Genomic DNA, 20,378 nt, shown 5'->3' on the forward strand with positions numbered 1-20,378 from the left:
GCTCAAGGCCATGCACATCGACATCGACAAGGACGTCTGTATCGGCGCCGGCCAGTGCGCCCTGTCCGCCCCCTCCGTGTTCACCCAGGACGACGACGGATTCAGCGCGCTGCTGCCCGGCCGGGAGGACGGTGCCGGGGACCCCATGGTCCGCGAGGCGGCCAGGGCCTGCCCCGTGGCCGCCATCACCGTGACCTAGGGCCTGTCCGCAAAGTCCCGCCTGCCGGGAGCCGCCATGCACGCACTCGATCTCAGCGGTCGGCGCCCCGCACCAGGACCCGTGCCGCCTCGCGTGCCTCCCGCGCGGGCGCGGTGCTCTCGGTGATCCCGGCCGTCACCATCGCCCCCTCGGCGAGCAGGAACAGCTGCCCGGCCACCGTGCCGGGCAGTCCCGCGTCCGCCACCAGGGCGGCGAGATACTCCCGGAACGCGCCTTTGTGGGCCCTCACCTGGGACGCGACCGGCGCCGACCTCGCGCCCAGTTCGCCGTACGAGTTGATCCATGCGCATCCGCGGAAACCGTCCTCGCCGAACCAGGACTCCAGCCAGTCGAAGACGGCGAGGATCCGCTCCTCGGGGTCCGGGTGGCGCTCCACGTGCGCGGCCAGCCGCCCGCGCCAGCGCACGTCGCGGCGTTCCAGGTAGGCCACCACCAACTGCTCCTTCGCGGGGAAGAGTTGGTAGAGGCGCTTGAGTGAGACTCCGGAGGCGCCACGGATGTCGTCCATGCCGACGGACTGGATGCCGCGGCCGTAGAACAGCTCCTCCGCGGCGTCCAGGGCCCGCTCCCGGGCGGTCGCGCTGTCCATGAGGGCCACTCCACTCCTTGGCGATCGTGAGGAACCGTGACGGTCCTTGACGAGAGAACGTGCGTTCTCCTACGGTAGCAGTAGTCGGGAGAACGCGCGTTCTCCCTTTCTGGTCACGGAGGATGACATGACCGACCGTCCGCCCCTGCCGCCCTTCACCCGCGAGACCGCCGCCCGGAAGGTGCAGGCCGCCGAGGACGCCTGGAACACCCGCGACCCGCACAAGGTGGCGCTCGCCTACTCACAGGACTCGGTGTGGCGCAACCGCGACACCTTCGTCACCGGCCGCGACGAGATCGTCGCGTTCCTCACCGAGAAGTGGTCACGCGAGCGGGACTACGCCCTGCGCAAGGACCTGTGGGCCTTCGACGGCAACCGCATCGCCGTCCGTTTCCAGTACGAGTCCCTCGACGCCGACGGACAGTGGTGGCGTTCGTACGGCAACGAACTCTGGGAGTTCGACGAGCACGGCCTGATGACCCGCCGCGAGGCCAGCATCAACGACCTGCCCATCGAGGAGAAGGAGCGTCGTATCGTCGGCCCGCGCCCCGAAGGCGAGCAGGGGTCGTCCTTCCCGATCCAGTAGATCCAACGGCTTCAGTAGGGTTCCGAGGTGACCCAACAGGCCGAGAAACCCTTCCTCTACGTCGTCGTCTGCGCCGCCGGGATCGCCGCCGACGTCAGCAAACTCATCACCGCCGCCCAGGAACGGGGTTGGGAGGTCGGCGTCATCGCCACCCCCGTCGCGATGAACGGCTTCTTCGACACCGCCGCCGTCGCGACCCTGACCGGCCGCCCGATCCGCTCCGCCTGGCGCACCCCCGGCGACCCGCGTCCCTTCCCGTCACCGGATGCCGTCGTGGTCGCGCCCGCCACCTTCAACACCGTCAACAAGTGGGCGGCCGGACTGGCCGACACCCTCGCCGTGGCCACCCTCTGCGAGGCCTGCGGCCTGGGCGTCCCCATAGCCGTACTGCCGTGCGTGGCCGACGCGCTGGCCGCCCATCCCGCCTACCAGGACAGCCTGATACGGCTGCGGGCAATGGGTGTGCGGTTCGGTCCGCCCTTCGCGGGCGGGCCGGGGGCCGAGTTCGGCTGGGAGCAGGCGCTGGACCTGCTCGTGCGGTGACCCGCCGAGGCTTCGGGGCGGACGCCGTACGCTCCCTTTCGTAACCACTCGGAAGGCAGGAGCAGCAACGATGCAGTACGTGAAGCTCGGTTCGACGGGCCTGGACGTGTCGCGGATCTGTCTGGGGTGCATGACCTACGGCCTGCCCGACCGCGGGGTGCACGAGTGGACGCTCGACGCGGAGGCGTCCCGGCCGCTGATCCGGCAGGCGCTGGACGCGGGCATCAACTTCTTCGACACGGCGAACGTCTACTCCGACGGCACCAGCGAGGAGATCGTCGGCAAGGCGCTGCGCGACTTCGCCGACCGGGACGAGATCGTCCTCGCCACCAAGGTGCACGGCCGGATGCGCTCAGGACCCAACGGCGGCGGACTGTCCCGCAAGGCGATCATGACGGAGATCGACCACAGCCTGACCCGCCTCGGCACCGACCACGTCGACCTCTACCAGATCCACCGCTTCGATGCGCACACCCCGGTCGAGGAGACCATGGAGGCCCTGCACGACCTGGTCAAGGCCGGCAAGGTCCGCTATCTCGGGGCGAGTTCGATGTACGCCTGGCAGTTCTCCAAGATGCAGTACGCGGCGGAGAGGCACGGCTGGACGAAGTTCGTCTCCATGCAGAACCACTACAACCTCCTCTACCGCGAGGAGGAGCGCGAGATGCTCCCGCTCTGCGCCGACCAGGGCGTCAGCGCGCTGCCCTGGAGCCCGCTGGCCCGGGGCCGGCTGACCCGGGACTGGGGCACGGTCACCGAGCGCAGCGCGGGCGACAACTTCGGCAACCGCCTCTACCAGGACGGCGATCGCACCATCGTCGAGGCGGTCACCCGTATCGCCGGCGAGCGCGGGGTGCCCCGCGCCCAGGTGGCCCTGGCCTGGCTGCTCCACCAGGACACGGTGGCGGCTCCCATCGTCGGCGCCGCCAAGCCGCACCACATCGAGGACGCGGTGGCGGCGGTGGAACTGGAGCTGAGCGGCAAGGAGATCGAGGAGTTGGAGAGCTCCTACACGGCCCGTCCGATCGTCGGCCACTGACGCCGCTTCTCAGTGCGGTCCCTGCGGTGCGAACTCCGTGCCGCAGGGGCCCGCGCCTTCGCTCTCCGCCAGGGCGACGCGGTCACCCCGCATCGACATCGTCCGGTAGTACGCCCCGATCCGTTCGGTCGAGCGCCCCACGTAATGCCCGATGAACGACCGCCGGAAGCGGTCGTCGCTCCGGTTCGGCTGCGATCCGTGCACCAGGCTCCCGTTGAAGAACAGGACGTCCCCGGGCGCCATGTCCACCGGGACCGGCTCCAGGCCCGCGGGCGGCGCCACGTACTCCCGGGCGAACGACACCCCTTCGTCCGCCTCCTCCGGGCAGAACAGGTCCATCCGGTGCGTACCGGGAACGACCTCCAGGCCCCCGTTCTCCCGGTCGATCACATCGCACGCCACCCACGCCGCGACACATGTCCCCGGCTCGACCCGCAGATAGAAGTTGTCCTGGTGCAGCGCCTGGCCCCGCGCCCCCGGCGGCTTGAAGTAGAACATGCTCTGCGCGGCCAGCGCCTCCTCGTCCAGCAGGGCCTCCAGGACCACCCGGAGCCGTGTGTCGAGCAGTGTCCGGCGGGCGAGCGGGTTGATCTCGTGCGGCTGCATCACCCGCGGCCACACCGCCAACGGGTCGTCCCCGGGCCGCGGTGCGAAGTGCCCGGGCACCGGCCCGGCCGCGTGCAGTGCCGTGAACTCCGCACACAGCCGGTCGATCTCCTCCTGGGCGAACAGTCCTCGTACGACGGTGAATCCGTCCTCCTCGAACGCGCTCACCCAGCTCGTGGTGTCCTTGTCCATGACGGTCATACGGGCCCTCCTCGGCAACTGCGTGTACGCATGTCAAGCTAGGTCGCACCGGAGTTCGAGAGGATGCTCGTGACCGCTGACGGACTGCCTGGGACTGCTGCCCCGGGCGTGCCCGCCCCGCCCGCGGGCCTGGTGGTGCTCGGCCGCTACGACGAGTCGCCGGGGTACTTCATCAACCGGCCGCAGGGCTCCGACAGCTGGCTGTTCACCTGGACCGTGGCCGGCACCGGGCAACTGCGCCACGGCTCGGCCACCACGCGGGCCGGCGCCGGAGACCTGGTCGCCCTCGCCCCCGGTTCCCCGCACGGCTACGGCGTCGCGCCCGACGCCCCGCACTGGCGGTTCTGGTGGGTGCACTGCCAGGCCCGGCCCTCCTGGCTGCCCTGGCTGCGCCCGTACGACCGCGGCGCGGGCCTGTACGTCGTCTCCCCGACCCCGACCGGTCTGCGCGACCGCGTCGAGGCGGCGTTCCACCGGATGCACGCGTCCCCGGACGGCCGGATCGCCGTCGCCCACGACACCGTCGCCCGTGAACTCGCCCTGTGCGCCCTGGAGGAGGTCGTGCTGCTCACCGCGGGCGCGGCCCGTCGCCGGCCCCCGGCACCCGGCCTGGACCCCCGCGTCGCCCGGGTCCAGGAACTCCTCGCCGCCGACCCCGGCGCGCCCCACACCGTCGACTCCCTCGCCGCGCACGTCTCCCTGTCGCCCTCCCGGCTGGCGCACCTGTTCACCCGCCAGGTGGGCCAGTCGCCGATGCGCGCCCTGCGTGAGGCGCGGCTGCGGCACGCGGCGCGACTGCTGGAGGCCACCGACCTGCCCGTGGAACGGGTGGCCACGGCGTCGGGGTTCGTGAGCCCCTTCCATTTCCACCGGGTCTTCCGCGAGCGTTTCGGCATGCCGCCCGGCGCGTACCGGTCCGGCGGGCCAATGGTTGAGGCATGAGCGGTCCGGACTCGGCGTATACGCGATGGAGTGGCCGTTCAATGGTTCACCGAAGGAAAGTCATTCACTAACGCTCGCGCTATTGACCCATCGTCAAAAAGGCATGGTGCGCACGTAATGCACAAAACAGCGGGCTCTCTTGTTACATCTCGCTAACCTGTGGAAAGGTGGGGCCTCCCTCCCGTACGCCCCCCACGCTTCACGAGAGCTGTCGTCGGCGGGATCACATACCCATTGGTATGGACTTTCCTGTGCAAGCCCCCGAGAGGAATGCCGCCGTGAATGACGCAGGCCTGCCGAATTCCCCTGCCCCGGCCCGCCTGTTCGATGTGACGGACGCGCAACTCAGCGCCGAACTGAAGAAGTGGACGGGTGCGGCACCGGCCCTGCATCCCGTCGGTGAACTCCTCGACCGGCACTGGGAAGCGGCCTACGCCTATGCCCGGCTGTGCACCGACGGACCGCGTTCCGCGGGAATGCTCACCACCGCCGCATTCACCCGGCTCTTCGGCGAATCCCTGCGGCACAACGGACCGACGGCCGCCTGGCGCCCGCAGATCCTCGTCACCGTGCGACGGATCGCCGCCGAATGGGACACCGACCGCCGCCGCGAACAGCTCCACCCCGAACTGCGCTCCGAGACCGACGGGGAGCGGGCCGCGGCCCGGCTGCTGCCGCCCGCCGACCGTCGCCTGCTGTCCGGCGCGTTCCAGCGGCTGCCCCAGTCCGCCCGCGCGTTGCTGTGGCACAGCGAGGTCGAGGGCGAGCCGCTGGAGATACCGGGCGCCCTGCTGGGCCTGGACGTGGAGGACGTCCGGGTCGAACTGGGCCGGGCCCGTGAGCGGCTGCGCGAGGAGTGTCTCCAGGTCCACCGCGAACTCGCCCCCGAACAGGAGTGCCGCAGCTTCCTGCGGATGCTGGACGTCACCTACCGGCGCGGGGGCGTCGACGTCGACCCCGACCTCCGCGCCCACCTCGACCGCTGCAAGCACTGCCGGCACACCGCCGACCAGCTGAACCAGTTCAACGACGACCTCGGCGTCGCCCTCGCCGAGGCGGTCCTCGGCTGGGGCGGACGCGCCTACGCGGAGACCCGGGCCGCCCAGGAGGCGGCGGACGCGCCGATGTCGCCGGAGCCGGCCATGGCACACCAGGCCATCGCCGGCGAGCCCTTCTTCGACCTGCCCCCGGTTCCCCGTACCAGCCCCTCCGTCCCCGGCACCCCGATCCCCGACGGGGCCCCCGCTGCCCGTACCGGAGCCCCCGGAGCCCCCGCTGCGGCCCGAAGAACCCGCAGACGGCACTCGGCGAAGAAGGCCGCCCGCCGTCGCAACCTCACCGCGGCCGTCCTGACCGTCAGCACCCTGGTCGCCCTTCCGTTGGTCCTGTGGGCCGTCCAGGGCGGCGACGACCCCGCCCCGACCGCGGGCTCCCGGGCCTCCGACGCACCCGACACCGGGGCGGACCGCTCCACCACCGACCCGACCTGGGTCGGCGCCGGCAAGGCGGGCCAGGGCACGCTGAGCGGCCGGATCCACAACGTCGACTCCGGGCTCTGTGTGGCCGTGGTCGGCAAGAAGGCCGTCAAGGGCGCCGAGACCGAGGTCACCGACTGCACCTCGGACAGCACCCAGCAGTGGACGTACGAGACCGACGGACTGCTGCGCAGTTCCGCCGACCCCGAGCTCTGCCTCGACTCCCACCTCGGCTACTCGGTGCAGCTCGGCCCGTGCACCGGCCTCGCGAAGACCGAGGCCAAGGACGTCCGCTACGACTTCACCACGCGCGGCAACCTGGTGCCGCGCCGGAACCAGGACCTGGCCCTGACCCCGGCCGCCACCGACGGCACCGGCGCCCTGGTCCTGAAGGCGCGCGCCGACGACACCGCCGTCCAGCGCTGGGTCTTCGACACCTCCAAGGCCGACCTCCAGATGGAGTGGGTCAACTGGGACGCCGTGGCCGAGCCCACCCCGACCCCCACCCCCACGCCGAGTCCCACGCCCACCCCGAAGAAGGCGACCCCCACGCCGACACCGTCCGCGACCGCGTCGACCGCGGCGCCGACCCCCGGCGGCGCCTACCCGAGCGACGTCCCCTGCTACTACACGTACTCCTGCGACTGGGACGGCCAGTACGGCTCCGGATACGGAGGCTACGGCGGGTACGGGGGCTACGGAGGCGGCGGCCGGCGCTGACCCCCGCGCGGCTCCTCAGGCCCCGATCAGCTGGATCGAGCCCCACAGGGCGAGGGTGGCCGGCACCAGTGCGGCCGGGACGGCGAGCAGGCCGAGGCGGGTGAACTCGCCGAGAGCGACGGCCTGCCCGTCGCGTTGCACGATCCGCCGCCACAGCAGTGTGGCCAGCGAACCGGCGTAGGTGAGGTTCGGGCCGATGTTGACGCCGATCAGCACCGCGAGGACCGCGCCCGGCCCGGCGCTCGCGGTCAGCGGCAGCAGGACCAGCACCGCGGGCAGGTTGTTGATCAGGTTCGCCAGTACGGCGGCCAGCGCGGCGATCCCGAGCAGCGCCACCACTCCGGACCCCTCGGGGATCGCATGGCGCAGCGCGTCGGCGAGTCCGTTGTCGACGACCGCCCGGACGACCACGCCGAGCGCGAGCACGAACGCCAGGAAGCCCGGCGCCGCGGCCCTCACCACGGTCAGCGGCGTGGCCCGGCGCCGCACCAGCGCCCGCCCGGCCAGCACCAGCGCGCCCGCGAGGGCCACCCACGCCGGGTCGACACCGACCGCGGACGCCACCACGAACCCGGCCAGGGTGCAGCCGACGGTGACGAGGGCGAAGCGCGGCAGCTCGGGCGGCTCGGCCGTGTCGGGAGCGGCGACGGCGGCCCCCAGGTCGTCGGCGAAGAAGCGCCGGAACACCAGGTACTCGGCGCCGATGGCGACGAGCCAGGGCAGGGCCATCAGCGCCGCGAACCGGGTGAAGCTCAGCCCGCTCGCCTCGAAGGCGAGGAGGTTGGTCAGGTTGGACACCGGAAGCAGCAGCGACGCCGTGTTCGACAGATGCGCGCAGGCGTACAGGTGCGGCCGGGCCCGGACCCCGCTGCGGGCCGCGGTGGCCAGCACGACCGGGGTGAGCAGGACGACCGTGGCATCCAGGCTGAGCACCGCGGTGATCGCCGACGCGAGCACGAACACCGACGTCAGCAGGGTGCGGGGGCGGCCCGCGGCCCGCCGCGACATCCACGCCCCGCAGGCCCGGAAGAGCCCCTCGACATCGCAGAAGTGGGCCAGCACGAGGACCGCGGCGAGGAACCCGACCACCGGTCCGAGCCGTTCCGCCTCGGCCCACGCGTGCTCCGGCGAGATCGCGCCGGTCGCGACGGCCAGCCCCGCCGCCGGAACCGCCACCACCGCCTCGGGCAGCCCGCGCGGACGCACCACCGCCCAGGCGAGTACGGCGACGAGCAGAGCTATGGACAGGACTTCGGCGAGCGGGGTGTTCAGGGGGGATCCTTCGGAGCGTGTTCGAGCCGTACCCACCCATGAAAACAGGTGAAAGTAAGAGACCGCGAAGGCGGGTCAGGCGCCGGGGCCCTTGTCGAACACCGTCAGGAACACCGAGGACTCGTTGCCGGAGACCGGCACCTCGCCCGCCGACCAGGACACCTTCAGCGGATCCCGCTCGTCCGGCGGCGTCACCAGCAGGGCATCGGGATTGGCGGTACGGGCCCCACTGATCTGCGGGTTGGAGAAGGTGATCCCCGACCAGGCGCTGTGTCCCGGCGCCAGCCGCACGGTGGTGGGTGTACCGGGGGACCGCTTGGGGTCAGGGCCCAGTTGCTTGCCGGCGGCGTCGACGAAGGCGGCGCCCGGATAGCCGTGGATCGTGCAGGTGCGCTGGGAGGTGTTCGTCAGGATCACGGGGAAGTTCTCCTGCCCGGCCCCCGGGTCGTTGCGGCCGAGGACGGCCTCCAGTTCGGAGGTGTGGCAGCGGCTGCCGGCGGCCGGGCTCCCGGTGGGCGAGGGCGACGGCGGGAGGGACGTCGGTCCGGCGCTCGGGGGCACCGAGGGTGTCGCCGATGTCACGTCGCTGGTGGCCGGCGCGGCCGTGCCCGGCAGCGTCGACGGCGCGGTCGCCGCGTCGCCCTCGCCGCCGCCACCGCCTCCGCAGGCGGTCAGCAGGCTCAGCGCGGCGGCGGCGCTCGCGAGCAGCGCCGCCCGGTGCACGGACCGGTACATGTTCGCCATGTCTTCTCACTCCTCGTACGGCGCGTTGTGCCCCGTCACGAGTGTCCGATGCACCGATCGCCGGAAAAGTTCGCGCGGTCAGCGCCCGAGCCGCACCGAGCCGAGGACCCCCTGCGCCGCCGCGGCGCCGCCGTCCGTCCTGATCTGCACGTACACCTGCGGCTGCCCGCCGCCGTCCGCAGGAGTGAGCCCGGCCTCGACGACGGAGCCGCCGCCGGGGCAGTCGCTCCAGCTGCGGACCCGGGCGGACCAGTGGGCCAGGGTGCGGTCGCGGGCGCCGTCGTAGTGGCACCGGGGATGGTCGAGGCCGTCGACCACGGCCGTGACGTCACCGTGCTCCAGCACCCCTGCGAAGACGCCGTTGACGTCCGCGCCGAGGTCCTGCCAGCGGGTCAGGTCGTCGGCGACGGCGAACCCCGGCTCGTGCCCGGCGCGCAGGCCGAGGACCCCCGGGTCCCAGCCCGCCGCGCGTACCTGGCCGGCCCACGCGGCGGGTACGGCGGCCGACACCCGCCCCGTCACGTCCTCGATCCGCCGGTCGGCGGGCGCGGTGTCCTGCGGCCACAGCGCGAGGGCCGTGCCGGTCAGGGCCGCCGTCACCACCAGCCCGGCGAGCAGGGCGGGCCGGCGGCGGGGACGACGGCCCGCCGCCAGGCGTTCCAGCTCCGCCGCGAACGACCGCGCGTCGGGCCAGCGCCGCGCGCGGTCCGGACGCAGGGCGCGCAGCAGGGCACGCCGGACACCGGGGTCCAGACCCGGACGCAGCCGGTCGGGCCGTACGACCTTGCCGGGCGTACCCGGGACCGTTCCGGTGAGCAGGTGGTAGCCGACCGCGCCCAGGCTGTAGACGTCGGCACGCGCGTCGATGCCGGTCCCGGGCTCGGCCTGCTCGGGCGGCCGGTATCCCGCCGACCCGGCGGCCAGGGTCAGCCCGGACGCCTCCGCGAGGATCTTGGCCAGTCCCAGGTCGGCCAGCAGCACCTGCCGGGTGCCGTCCGGTCCGGTGCGCAGGAGCAGGTTGGACGGTTTGATGTCCCGGTGCACGATCCCCGCCTCGTGCAGCGCGGCCGCCCCGAGCGCCGCCGACGCCGTCAGCCGCAGCGCCTCCCCGACGGGCAGCGGGCCGTCCTGGAGCAGTTCGGCGAGGGTGCCGCCGTCGGCGTACTCCATCACGAAGTACGGTCTGCCGTCCGGGAGTTCGCCGATGTCGTGGACCTGCACCACCCGCCGCGACGCGGCTCGGCGCAGCAACCGGGCCTCGGACAGGAAGCGTTCGCGGACGTCGAGGCGGTGCGACCAGTTGTCGGCGAGCACCTTCACGGCCACCGGTGCGTCCAGCGTGTCGTCATGGGCGAGCCACACCGTCCCGAACGCGCCGGTGCCCAGGCGTCGTTCGACCCGGTAGCGGCCGATGCGCTCGACGGAGTGCATACGACTATCATGCCTGCCGCACCGACCAGGGCGAGGGGAGCAGTCGTGCCGGACCGACCCCCGACCGAGGACCTCGCCCGGCGCGCCGCCGACGGCGACCGGGCGGCGCTCGACGCGTTGCTCGCGGAGATCCGCCCCGAGGTCGTCCGGCGCTGCGCACGGTTCCTGCCCTGCCGCGAGGACGCGGAGGAGGCGGCCCAGGACGTGCTGCTCCAAGTCGCCCGGAGGATCGGCATGTTCGAGGGGCGCAGCCGCTTCGGCACCTGGCTGTACACCGTGGTGGCCAACTGCTGCCGGCAGAAGTACCGCGAACTCAAGCGGCGCTCCGCCGAACAGCCCGCCCCGACGCTCGACGACCTTCGCGCGGACCCCCGCACCACCAGCGTCATCGCCGGTTCCCGGATCGACCTGCTGGAGGCGCTGGAACGCCTGGAGCGCGAACACCCCCTGCTGGTCGAGCCGTTGGTGTACCGGGACATCTGCCGACTGGAGTACGCCGAGGCCGCCGACCGCCTCGGTATCGCGCTGGGCACCTTCAAGTCCCGTCTGCACGAGGCACGCCGACAGGTCAGGCCCTGGCTGGCCGAGTCGCCGTAGGACGGGCCCTGGCGGCTCACTCCTCGTCGAGCAGGGTGATCTCCGCCCAGATCGTCTTGCCGTCGGCCGTGTGCCGGCTGCCCCAGCGCTGGGTGAGCTGGGCGACCAGGAGGAGACCGCGGCCGCCCTCGTCCCAGGTCTTGGCGCGGCGCAGATGCGGGGCGGTGTGGCTGGTGTCGGAGACCTCGCAGATGAGCGTGGTCGCGTCATGGATCAGCCGTAGCCGAATGGGGTGCGCGCCGTACCGTATGGCGTTGGTGACCAGCTCGCTCACCACCAGTTCCGCGGTGAAGGACGCCTCCGACAGACCCCAGGTGCCCAGCTGCTCGACGACCTGCTTGCGGATCGGGGCGACGAGGGACGGGTCGGCGGGGATGTGCCAGGTCGCGACCTGGGAGGCGGGCAGGCCCCGGGTGCGGGCCAGCAGCAGGGCCACGTCGTCGGTGGAGCCGCCGGGCGGCAGCAGGGTGTTGAGGACCCGGTCGCAGGTTTCGTCGAGGGAGTCGGAGAAGGCCGCGAGCGCCTCGCCCAGCAGTCGGTTGGCCGCGTCCGTGTCGCGGTCCGCGGACTCGACCAGGCCGTCCGTGTAGAACGCCAGGACCGAGCCCTCGCGCAGCTCCAGCTCGGTCGATTCGAAGGGCAGTCCGCCCACGCCCAGCGGCGGCCCCGAGGGCAGGCCGACCTGCTCGGGCGCGCCGCCCGGCGGGATCAGTATCGGCGCGGGGTGTCCGGCCCGGGCCAGTGTGCAGCGTCGCGACACCGGGTCGTAGACCGCGTACACACAGGTCGCCCCGACCTCGCCCGGGCTGCCGTCGGCGCCGGCCTCGGCGGAGAGCCGGACCACGAGGTCGTCGAGGTGGGTGAGGAGCTCGTCGGGGGCCAGGTCGATGTCGGCGAGGGTGCGTACGGCGGTGCGCAGCCGGCCCATGGTGGCCGAGGCCTGGATGCCGTGACCGACGACGTCCCCGACGACCATCGCGACCCGCATCCCGGACAGCGGGATCACGTCGAACCAGTCGCCGCCCACCCCGGCCCGGGCCGCGGGCAGATACCGGGAGGCCGCCAGTACGGCCGCGGTGTGCGGCAGCGAGCGGGGCAGCAGGCTGCGCTGGAGCGCGAGCGCGGTCTCCCGCTCGCGGGAGAAGCGGCGGGCGTTGTCGATGCAGACGGCCGCGCGGGCCGTCACCTCCTCGGCCAGCAGCACGTCGTCCGGCGTGAACGGGTCGGGCCGCCTGAACCGGGTCAGCACCGCGACCCCGAGGGTCAGCCCGCGGGCCTGGATCGGCACCGACATCGTGGAGTGGATGCCGAACTGCCGGACGGCGTCGGCCCGCGCCTGGTTCCAGGTCAGCCACTCGTCCAGCTGCCCGGAGGCCACCGTGGCGACGATGGTCCGGCCCGCCACCAATGAGTCGGCCTGGGGTGAGGAGGCCGGGTAGACCTCGACCTGTCCCGGCTTGGCCACGGCCTCCGGGGTGCCCGGGTTGACCGACTGGTGCGCGGCCCGGCGCAGCCCGATCGGTGTGGTGAGGGCCGGGGGAGGGTCTCCGTTCTCCTGCGGGTCCAGCAGGTCGACGCTGACGAAGTCGGCGAGCGCGGGCACGCAGACGTCCGCGAGTTCCTGCGCCGTCCGGGTGACGTCGAGCGTGGAGCCGATGCGCACGCTCGCCTCGTTGACCAGTTGCAGCCGCTCGCGGGCCAGGTAGTTCTCGGTGAAGTCGTGTGCCGCCAGACACACGCCCCGCACCCGGCCCTCGCCGTCGGTGACCGGGGCCATTCTGGCCAGCCAGGCGTGCGCCATTGTCTCGCCACCGGTGCGCATGTACGTCTGGACGTCCTCGGCCCGGCCCGAGGTGAGCACCCGCAGCAGATGTGCCTCCAGCTCCGCGCTCTGCGGTTTGCCGCCGATCTCCGACAGCCTGAGGCCCCGGATGCGTGCCTCGGGCAGTCCGATCACGTCGGCCATGGCGTCGTTGAGGCGGCTCAGCCGCAGCCGCTCGTCGTAGACCGCGACAGCGCACGGCGACTGCACGAGCGCCGCCGTGGCGAGCGGGTCGTCGCCGGAGCGCGGCTCGCCGTCCTCCAGCGGGGTCACGACGAGCCACCGGCCCGGGGCGCCGTCCTTGGCACGGTGGTGATGGGCCAGCAGCCACACGGACACGGTGCCGCCGTCGCGGTGACGGAGCGTGACCGTTCCGTCCCAGCGCGGGCCGGCCGGGGTGAAGGCCGCTGGGCCACCATCGCTGACCAGGAGGTTCTCGGCCCGACTCCCCACGACCTCGGCGGCGGGCCGGCCCAGCAGGCGCTCGGCGCCGGCGTTCCACTCCACGACTGTTCCGTGGTCGTCGATGACAGCCCGCGCCGTCGCGGCATCGTCGAACGGATAGTCCGGGCTCATCGCGGCCACTCCATTGCGCACACTCACAGTGAACAGACACGTCACATGAGTTCCAGCCTAGTGCGTCACGCTCGTGCGCGGACCGGAACCCCCCCGCGTACCGCGCGGTCCGCCGCCGGACGGGGTCAAGGCGGAAATCCGGCCGATGTGGTGGCTGAGGCACCTGCGCTGTTCCGCACCCTTGACGGTCCCGAGTGGCAGCACGTCAGAATCTGTGTGTTCACGATCAGTTGTGAGTACTTCTGGGCCCTGATGAGAAAGAGCCGGATGAGGGAGAGCCGCACGTCATGACGGTCACTCGCAGATCTGTTCTGATCGCCTCCGTCGCCGCCCCCACGGCCGGAGCGCTGCTCGGCACACCGGCGGCCCTGGCCGCCGAGGCCGCGGGCGGCGCCGCGGGCCGCGGCACGGTCGCCCTGCGCGACGGCTGGCGCTTCGCCCTGGTCGACCCGGGCGGCATCACGGACCCCACCGGCGCCTACGCCGGCGCCGCCGACCCCGCCTACGACGACTCGGCCTGGCGCGAGGTGGCCGTGCCGCACGACTGGAGCATCGAGCTCGCCCCGACCACCCAGAACGGCACCACCAGCGGCACCGGCTTCTTCCCCGGCGGTCTCGGCTGGTACCGCCTCGCCTTCACCCTGCCGCCCGGCTACGCGGACAAGCGCGTCGCGGTGGAGTTCGACGGCGTCTACATGGACTCGTACCTCTACTGCAACGGCACCGAGGTCGGCCGCCACCCCTACGGTTACACCGGCTTCGCCTTCGACCTCACCGATCTGCTGCACACCGACGGCACCACCGAGAACGTCATCGCGGTCAAGGTGCAGAACCGGCTGCCCAGCAGCCGCTGGTACTCGGGCAGCGGCATCTACCGCGAGGCCCGCCTCGTCATCACCGAGCCGGTGCACGTGGAGCGCTGGGGCACCCGTGTCACCACTCCGGACATCACGGAGAAGCGGGCCATCGTCCAGGTGGCGACTTCCGTGGTGAACACGTCCGGCATCGCGAGCCAGGTCGAGATCCGCTCGACGGTGAAGGACGCCAGGGGCCGCACGGTCACCCGCACGGCGACCACGGTCGACCTCACCGACAAGGCGACCGAGACCCACGAACTCACCGTCCCCGACCCCAGGCTGTGGGACTTCGCCGACCCCCACCGCTACACCCTGCTGACCGAACTCCGCGTCGGCGGACGGACCGTGGACACCTACCGCACCCCGTTCGGTATCCGCACCGTCCGCATCGACCCGGACGAGGGGTTCCATCTCAACGGCCGCCACGCCAAGCTGAAGGGCGTCGACCTGCACCACGACCTCGGCGCGCTCGGCGCGGCCGTCAGCGTCGACGCGATCCGCCGCCAGATGACGATCATGAAGTCGATGGGCGTCAACTCCTTCCGCACCTCGCACAACCCGCCCTCGCCGGAGATGATCCGGGTTTGCGAGGAGCTCGGCATCGTGATGATGGTGGAGGCCTTCGACTGCTGGCGCAGCCCCAAGTCCCGTTACGACTACGGCCGGTTCTTCGACGAGTGGTCCGACCGGGACATCGCGGAGATGGTGCTGGCCGCCCGGAACTCACCCGCCGTCGTCATGTGGTCGATCGGCAACGAGATCTCCGAGTTCACCTCCACCGCCGGCCTCACCATCGCGGACCGTCTCATCGCCGGCATCAGGTCCCACGACGACACCCGCCCCGTCGTCATCGGCTCCCACCGCCACCGCAGCGTCCCCGCCCCCGGCACCCCCGCCGACCTGATCCTCGCCAAGCTGGACGGACTCGGCCTCAACTACAACACCGCCAAGTCGGTGGACGCCCTGCACGCCCGCTATCCGCACCTGTTCCTCTTCGAGTCCGAGTCGTCCTCCGAGACCTCGACGCGGGGCGCCTACCAGGAGCCGGAGCGCCTCAACACCGGCGAGAACCACACCCCGGGCAAGCGGGCCGTCTCCTCCTACGACAACAACCTCGCCTCCTGGACCATGAGCGGCGAGTACGGCCACAAGAAGGACCGCGACCGGAAGTGGTTCACCGGCCAGTTCCTGTGGTCCGGCATCGACTACATCGGCGAACCCACGCCGTACGACGTCTTCCCGGTGAAGGCGTCCTTCTTCGGCGCCGTCGACACGGCCGGCTTCCCGAAGGACATGTACCACCTGTTCCGGAGCCAGTGGGTCGAGGAACCCATGGTCCATCTGCTGCCGATGACCTGGAACCACGAGGAAGGGGACACGGTCGAGGTGTGGGCGTACTCCAACGTCGAGACCGTCGAGCTGTTCCTGAACGGAAAGTCCCTGGGTGTGCGGAAGTTCGACACGAAGACGACCGTCGACGGGCGCGGCTACCTGGAGACCACCGAGGCGACCGGCGACGACAAGACCTTCACCGACGGCCCCTACCCCGGCAGCTACACCAGTCCCAACGGCAGCGCCGGCAAGCTGCACCTGACGTGGCAGGTACCTTACCGACCCGGTGAGCTGAAGGCCGTGGCCCGCCGGGCCGGGAAGACCGTCGCCACCGATGTGCTGCGCACCGCGGGCGCGGCGCACGCCGTACGGCTGACATCCGACCGCAAGTCGGTGGCCGCGGACGGGCGTTCACTGGTGTTCGTCACCGCGGAGATCGTCGACGCGCGCGGGGTGGTCGTGCCCGACGCCGAGGATCTGATCGCGTTCGAGGTGCGGGGCGGCTCCCTCGCCGGGCTGGACAACGGCCGTCAGGAGAGCGCCGAGCGCTACCAGGCAGCCACCCGCACCGCGTTCCACGGCAAGGCGCTCGCCGTCGTGCGCGCGGGTACCGAGCCGGGTTCCCTGAAGGTGACCGCACGGGCGGCGGGGCTGCGCGTGGACACCGCGACCGTGCGCGCCAAGCCCGTCCGCTCGGCCGCGGCCACCCCGGCGGCCGACTTCCGGCCCGACCACCCTGTCCCGCCGAACTACCCGTACCCGGACGCCAGTTACTCCGGCCGCACCGACACCCTGCCCGCCGCGATGCTCGACGGTGACCCGGCGACCGGCTGGTCCAACGCCTTCAGCAAGGCGGCGACCGCGCTGTTGCCGGTGTTCAACGGGGCCAGGGCCGAGGACTGGGTCTCCGTGGACTTCGGGCGCACGCGGACCTTCGATCGGGTGGAGGTCTCGTTCACCCTGAGCGCGACCCACAGCCTGCCCGCCGCCGTCGAGGCGGAGGCGTGGGACGGGAAGCGCTGGGTGAAGGCGCAGGGCGCGGCGGTGGAGTGGGCGGGCGAGTCCGACGCGCCGACCGTCGTCACCTTCGACGCGCTCGGCGGATCCCGGCTGCGGCTGCTTCTGACCAGCGGCCATCCCGGTGAAGTCCGCGGCTCGGTGCGGATCAGCAAGCTGGCGGTGCCGGCCGCCTGACCCGCCTTCGCGTACGGTCCGGACGGGATCGGACCAATCAGTCACGTCCGGACCGTTGACGAGGTGTCATGCCTGCAACAAGCATGGCACCGACCGCCACTTGGGAGCGCTCCCATCATGAGCGCCGCCCGTAGCTCACCGAGGAGCCCCGGACGTGAAAAGACGCAGTACCACCCTGTTGTCCCTGATGGCCCTGCTGGGTGCGGTACTTGTCGCCGCGCCGACCTCCCCAGCAGCGGCAGACGAGGTCGAGCAGTTGAAGAACGGCACCTTCGACACCGCCATCGACCCTTGGTGGGCGACCAGCAACGTCACCGCGGGCCTGTCCGACGGGCGGCTGTGCGCGGACGTGCCGGGCGGCACCACCAACCGCTGGGACGCCGCCGTCGGCCAGAACGACGTCACCCTGGTCAAGGGGGAGTCGTACAAGTTCGCCTTCACGGCGGACGGTGTCCCCGACGGGCATGTCGTGCGCGCGATCGTGGGGCTCCAAGTGGCCCCGTACGACACCTACTTCGAGGTCAGCCCGCAGCTCAGCGTCTCCGGCAACAGCTACTCCTACACCTTCACCTCACCCGTCGACGCCACCCAGGCCCAGGTCGGCTTCCAGCTCGGCGGCAGCGCGGACGCCTGGAAGTTCTGCATGGACGACGTGTCCCTGCTCGGCGGGGTGCCGCCGGAGGTGTACGAGCCCGACACCGGGCCGCGGGTGCGGGTCAACCAGGTCGCCTATCTGCCCTCGGGACCGAAGAACGCCACGCTGGTCACGGACGCGACGGACAAGCTGCCCTGGCAGCTGAAGAACGCCTCCGGGACCGTGGTGGCGCAGGGTTCGACCACACCGCGCGGCATCGACGCGTCCTCCGCGCAGAACGTCCACTCGATCGACTTCGGGGCGTACAAGAAGGCGGGCACCGGCTACACGCTGGTCGCCGACGGGGAGACCAGTCGCCCGTTCGACATCGGCACCGGCGCCTATGAGCGACTGCGCCTGGACGCCCTGAAGTACTACTACACCCAGCGCAGCGGCACCCCGATCCGCGACGATCTCCGGCCCGGCTACGGCCGCGCCGCCGGTCATGTCGACGTGGCCCCCAACCAGGGTGACTCCGCCGTACCCTGCCAGCCGGGCGTCTGCGACTACAAGCTCGACGTCACCGGCGGCTGGTACGACGCCGGCGACCACGGCAAGTACGTCGTCAACGGCGGCATCTCCACCTGGGAGCTGCTGAGCACCTACGAGCGTGCCCTGCACGCCCGCACCGGCCGACCCGCGAAGCTCGGCGACGGCACCCTCGCGATCCCGGAGAGCGGCAACAAGGTGCCGGACATCCTCGACGAGAGCCGCTGGGAGCTGGAGTTCCTGCTGAAGATGCAGGTGCCGGCGGGGCAACCACTGGCCGGCATGGCCCACCACAAGATCCACGACGAGGCGTGGACCGGCCTCCCGCTGCTGCCGAGCGAAGACCCGCAGAAGCGTGAGCTGCACCCCGCGACCACCGAGGCGACCCTGAACCTCGCGGCCACCGCGGCGCAGGCGGCCCGCCTCTACAAGCCCTACGACAAGGCGTTCGCGGCGAAGACCCTGGCCGCCGCCCGTACGGCCTGGACCGCGGCCCTCGCGCACCCCGCCCTCCACGCCGACCCCAACGACGGCACCGGCGGCGGCGCCTACCCCGACACCGACGCCACGGACGAGTTCTACTGGGCGGCGGCCGAGCTGTATCTCACCACGGGGGAGAAGCGGTTCGCGGACTACATCCTCAACTCGCCCGTCCACACCGCCGACATCTTCGGCCCGCTCGGCTACGACTGGGCCCGCACGGGTGCCGCGGCCCGCCTGGACCTCGCGACCGTCCCCAACAAGCTGCCCGGCCGTGACAAGGTCCGCCAGTCGGTCGTCAAGGGCGCCGACCGCTACCTCAGCACGCTGAAGTCGCAGCCGTACGGCATGCCGTACGCGCCCACCGACAACCTCTACGACTGGGGCTCCAACCACCAGATCCTGCACAACGGCATCGTCATCGCCACCGCGTACGACATCACGGGCGCGACCAAGTACCGGGACGGCGCCCTCCAGAGCGTCGACTACCTCTTCGGCCGCAACGCCCTGAACATGTCGTACGTCACCGGCTACGGCGAGGTGAACTCCCACAACCAGCACAGCCGTTGGTACGCCCACCAGCTCGACCCGAACCTCCCGAACCCGCCGAAGGGCACCCTGTCGGGCGGGCCGAACTCGAGCATCCAGGACCCCTACGCACAGAGCAAACTCCAGGGCTGCGTCGGCCAGTTCTGCTACATCGACGACATCCAGTCCTGGTCGACCAACGAGCACACCATCAACTGGAACTCCGCCCTGAGCCGGATGGCCTCCTTCGTGGCGGACCAGACGTAGGCGGAGAACGGCGGTTCACGGAAGTACGGCGACGAGCGGAGCTGGAAGGGCTGGTCCGTACGGTCCTCCAGCTCCCTCGGCGCCGGCATGATGCCCCGTCCCACTGCTCACCGGTCCTCCCGTCGGACGTGCGCGAGCTTGTCGGGGTTGGTGACGATGTACACGTCGGACACGCGGTCACCCTCGGGCGTGAGGTCCATGACCATCACCGCGTAGGGCGAGTCACCCTCGAACAGCACCGCCGCCGGGTCGCCGTTGGCCTGCTCGTAGCGCAGCTCCAGGTCGAGGGCGGCGCCGCGGGAGCGGAACCCGTCGATGAAGCGGACCACCTTGTCCCGGCCGCGCACCGGACGCAGCCCCGCTGCCCTGCGGTTGCCGCCGGCGTCCGTCCAGATGGTCACGTCGGGCGCGAGGATCTCCATCAGCGCGCCGATGTCCCCGCCGAGCGCGGCCTCCACGAACCGCTCGGTCGCCTCCTGCCGCACCCTGGGATGCGCGTCGTACAGCGGCCGGCGCGCGTGCACGTGCTCCCGGGCCCGGTGGGCGACCTGCCGTACGGCCGCCGCGGTGCGGTCGAGGATGTCCGCGATCTCGGTGTGCGGATATCCGAACACCTCGTTGAGCACGAACACCGCGCGCTCCAGCGGCGTCAGGGACTCCAGGACCACCAGCATCGCCATCGAGACCGACTCGCCGCGCAACGCCGTGTCCTCGGCGGCGTCGGTGAGCAGGGGCTCGGGCAGCCACGGGCCGACGTAGGTCTCGCGGCGCCTGCTGATCGCGGCGCGGCGGGCGAGGGCGTGGTTCACGGCGATACGGACCAGGTAGGCGCGAGGGTTGGCGATCCCGGTCGGCGACGAGTCGCCGCCCCGGGCCCGGCCCGTCCAGGACAGCCAGGTCTCCTGGACCACGTCCTCGGTGTCCGCGACGCTGCCCAGCATGTTGTAGACGATGCCGAACAGCAGCTCACGGTGGTCGACGAAGACGTCCGTCGCCTCGTCCGTCCCCGGATCACGGATCTCGGTCATGCGTGGCCTCCCCGGTGCGCGCTCACTACTGCGAGGGTCCTCGGGGGCGGGAACGTGACATCGGAGGGCGGAAATGTGACGTGTGCCTCACCGTGAGGATCCAGGGCAGGGCTAGGTCGTGTCTTTCGGATCAGCCCGACTCGGAGCGACGGTGCTGAACCGGTGCCGGTGAGCGGGGCTTGGTGCGTGCAGCTGCAAGGCGGAGG

16 protein-coding genes are annotated in these 20,378 nt (G+C 71.7%); 9 read left to right on the forward strand and 7 right to left on the reverse strand.

All coding sequences use genetic code 11. The annotated features are described in order from the left end of the window. Positions 1–10 precede the first annotated feature (10 nt). Complete coding sequence (locus ACIHIX_RS41735) at positions 11–199, forward strand: ferredoxin (RefSeq protein WP_399965782.1); 189 nt, start codon at positions 11–13, stop codon at positions 197–199. Positions 200–251: 52 nt separating this feature from the next. Here ACIHIX_RS41735 and ACIHIX_RS41740 read toward each other — a convergent pair whose 3' ends face one another. Continuing rightward, positions 252–809: a TetR/AcrR family transcriptional regulator gene (locus ACIHIX_RS41740; RefSeq protein ID WP_399965783.1), complete on the reverse strand. Its 558-nt coding sequence runs from the start codon at positions 807–809 to the stop codon at positions 252–254. Positions 810–936: 127 nt separating this feature from the next. Between ACIHIX_RS41740 and ACIHIX_RS41745 the strand changes: the two genes are divergently transcribed. The 3 genes from ACIHIX_RS41745 to ACIHIX_RS41755 all read left to right on the forward strand — a co-directional run bounded on the left by ACIHIX_RS41745 (position 937) and on the right by ACIHIX_RS41755 (position 2,977). Beyond that, positions 937–1,395, forward strand: coding sequence for a nuclear transport factor 2 family protein (locus ACIHIX_RS41745; protein ID WP_399965784.1), 459 nt, complete (start codon positions 937–939; stop codon positions 1,393–1,395). Between the two features lie 27 nt (positions 1,396–1,422). Then, positions 1,423–1,938 carry a flavoprotein gene (locus ACIHIX_RS41750; protein WP_399965785.1) on the forward strand — a complete coding sequence of 172 codons (516 nt, stop codon included), beginning with the start codon at positions 1,423–1,425 and terminating at the stop codon, positions 1,936–1,938. Between the two features lie 70 nt (positions 1,939–2,008). Then, positions 2,009–2,977, forward strand: a complete 969-nt coding sequence (locus ACIHIX_RS41755) for an aldo/keto reductase (protein WP_399965786.1) — start codon at positions 2,009–2,011, stop codon at positions 2,975–2,977. Positions 2,978–2,986: 9 nt separating this feature from the next. Here the strand turns inward: ACIHIX_RS41755 and ACIHIX_RS41760 are convergent, their stop codons facing one another. Beyond that, entirely contained in the window at positions 2,987–3,784 is a 798-nt protein-coding gene (locus ACIHIX_RS41760) for a phytanoyl-CoA dioxygenase family protein (protein ID WP_399965787.1), read from the reverse strand. 63 nt (positions 3,785–3,847) lie between these two features. Here ACIHIX_RS41760 and ACIHIX_RS41765 point away from each other — a divergent pair, with 63 nt between their 5' ends. Both ACIHIX_RS41765 and ACIHIX_RS41770 read left to right on the forward strand, forming a co-directional pair. Next, on the forward strand, positions 3,848–4,726 hold the full coding sequence (locus tag ACIHIX_RS41765) for a helix-turn-helix domain-containing protein (protein WP_399965788.1): 879 nt from the start codon (positions 3,848–3,850) through the stop codon (positions 4,724–4,726). Between the two features lie 278 nt (positions 4,727–5,004). Then, positions 5,005–6,921 (forward strand): ricin-type beta-trefoil lectin domain protein, encoded by a 1,917-nt coding sequence (locus tag ACIHIX_RS41770; protein ID WP_399965789.1) that lies wholly within the window; start codon positions 5,005–5,007, stop codon positions 6,919–6,921. 15 nt (positions 6,922–6,936) lie between these two features. Here ACIHIX_RS41770 and ACIHIX_RS41775 read toward each other — a convergent pair whose 3' ends face one another. The 3 genes from ACIHIX_RS41775 to ACIHIX_RS41785 form a co-directional block, all read right to left on the reverse strand. Continuing rightward, positions 6,937–8,193, reverse strand: a complete 1,257-nt coding sequence (locus tag ACIHIX_RS41775; RefSeq protein WP_399965803.1) for an arsenic transporter — start codon at positions 8,191–8,193, stop codon at positions 6,937–6,939. Positions 8,194–8,268: 75 nt separating this feature from the next. Continuing rightward, entirely contained in the window at positions 8,269–8,937 is a 669-nt protein-coding gene (locus tag ACIHIX_RS41780; protein ID WP_399965790.1) for a DUF4232 domain-containing protein, read from the reverse strand. Between the two features lie 78 nt (positions 8,938–9,015). Beyond that, positions 9,016–10,368 (reverse strand): serine/threonine-protein kinase, encoded by a 1,353-nt coding sequence (locus tag ACIHIX_RS41785; protein ID WP_399965791.1) that lies wholly within the window; start codon positions 10,366–10,368, stop codon positions 9,016–9,018. Between the two features lie 9 nt (positions 10,369–10,377). On the opposite strand from ACIHIX_RS41785, the gene ACIHIX_RS41790 reads away from it, so the two are divergent. Beyond that, positions 10,378–10,965 (forward strand): RNA polymerase sigma factor, encoded by a 588-nt coding sequence (locus tag ACIHIX_RS41790; RefSeq protein WP_399965792.1) that lies wholly within the window; start codon positions 10,378–10,380, stop codon positions 10,963–10,965. 16 nt (positions 10,966–10,981) lie between these two features. Here ACIHIX_RS41790 and ACIHIX_RS41795 read toward each other — a convergent pair whose 3' ends face one another. Beyond that, positions 10,982–13,363: a SpoIIE family protein phosphatase gene (locus tag ACIHIX_RS41795; RefSeq protein WP_399965793.1), complete on the reverse strand. Its 2,382-nt coding sequence runs from the start codon at positions 13,361–13,363 to the stop codon at positions 10,982–10,984. A 287-nt stretch (positions 13,364–13,650) separates the two neighbouring features. On the opposite strand from ACIHIX_RS41795, the gene ACIHIX_RS41800 reads away from it, so the two are divergent. Both ACIHIX_RS41800 and ACIHIX_RS41805 read left to right on the forward strand, forming a co-directional pair. After that, positions 13,651–16,746, forward strand: a complete 3,096-nt coding sequence (locus ACIHIX_RS41800) for a glycoside hydrolase family 2 TIM barrel-domain containing protein (protein WP_399965794.1) — start codon at positions 13,651–13,653, stop codon at positions 16,744–16,746. Between the two features lie 154 nt (positions 16,747–16,900). Then, a complete protein-coding gene (locus tag ACIHIX_RS41805) occupies positions 16,901–19,144 on the forward strand; it encodes a glycoside hydrolase family 9 protein (RefSeq protein ID WP_399965795.1) in 2,244 nt (747 codons plus the stop codon). 107 nt (positions 19,145–19,251) lie between these two features. On the opposite strand, the gene sigJ is transcribed toward ACIHIX_RS41805, so the two are convergent. Beyond that, positions 19,252–20,172 (reverse strand): RNA polymerase sigma factor SigJ, encoded by a 921-nt coding sequence (gene sigJ / locus ACIHIX_RS41810; RefSeq protein ID WP_399965797.1) that lies wholly within the window; start codon positions 20,170–20,172, stop codon positions 19,252–19,254. Positions 20,173–20,378 lie beyond the last annotated feature (206 nt).

It is taken from the genome of Streptomyces sp. NPDC051913 (assembly GCF_044593635.1).
GTDB lineage: Bacteria > Actinomycetota > Actinomycetes > Streptomycetales > Streptomycetaceae > Streptomyces.

Bases quoted from the DNA above. Each gene is read 5' to 3' on its own strand.
- ACIHIX_RS41780 (WP_399965790.1), bottom strand. From the start codon at position 8,937: ATGGCGAACATGTACCGGTCCGTGCACCGGGCGGCGCTGCTCGCGAGC.
- ACIHIX_RS41740 (WP_399965783.1), bottom strand. From the start codon at position 809: ATGGACAGCGCGACCGCCCGGGAGCGGGCCCTGGACGCCGCGGAGGAG.
- ACIHIX_RS41755 (WP_399965786.1), top strand. From the start codon at position 2,009: ATGCAGTACGTGAAGCTCGGTTCGACGGGCCTGGACGTGTCGCGGATC.
- ACIHIX_RS41790 (WP_399965792.1), top strand. From the start codon at position 10,378: ATGCCTGCCGCACCGACCAGGGCGAGGGGAGCAGTCGTGCCGGACCGA.
- ACIHIX_RS41795 (WP_399965793.1), bottom strand. From the start codon at position 13,363: ATGAGCCCGGACTATCCGTTCGACGATGCCGCGACGGCGCGGGCTGTC.
- ACIHIX_RS41745 (WP_399965784.1), top strand. From the start codon at position 937: ATGACCGACCGTCCGCCCCTGCCGCCCTTCACCCGCGAGACCGCCGCC.
- ACIHIX_RS41785 (WP_399965791.1), bottom strand. From the start codon at position 10,368: ATGCACTCCGTCGAGCGCATCGGCCGCTACCGGGTCGAACGACGCCTG.
- sigJ (WP_399965797.1), bottom strand. From the start codon at position 20,172: ATGACCGAGATCCGTGATCCGGGGACGGACGAGGCGACGGACGTCTTC.
- ACIHIX_RS41735 (WP_399965782.1), top strand. From the start codon at position 11: ATGCACATCGACATCGACAAGGACGTCTGTATCGGCGCCGGCCAGTGC.
- ACIHIX_RS41800 (WP_399965794.1), top strand. From the start codon at position 13,651: ATGACGGTCACTCGCAGATCTGTTCTGATCGCCTCCGTCGCCGCCCCC.
- ACIHIX_RS41765 (WP_399965788.1), top strand. From the start codon at position 3,848: ATGCTCGTGACCGCTGACGGACTGCCTGGGACTGCTGCCCCGGGCGTG.
- ACIHIX_RS41760 (WP_399965787.1), bottom strand. From the start codon at position 3,784: ATGACCGTCATGGACAAGGACACCACGAGCTGGGTGAGCGCGTTCGAG.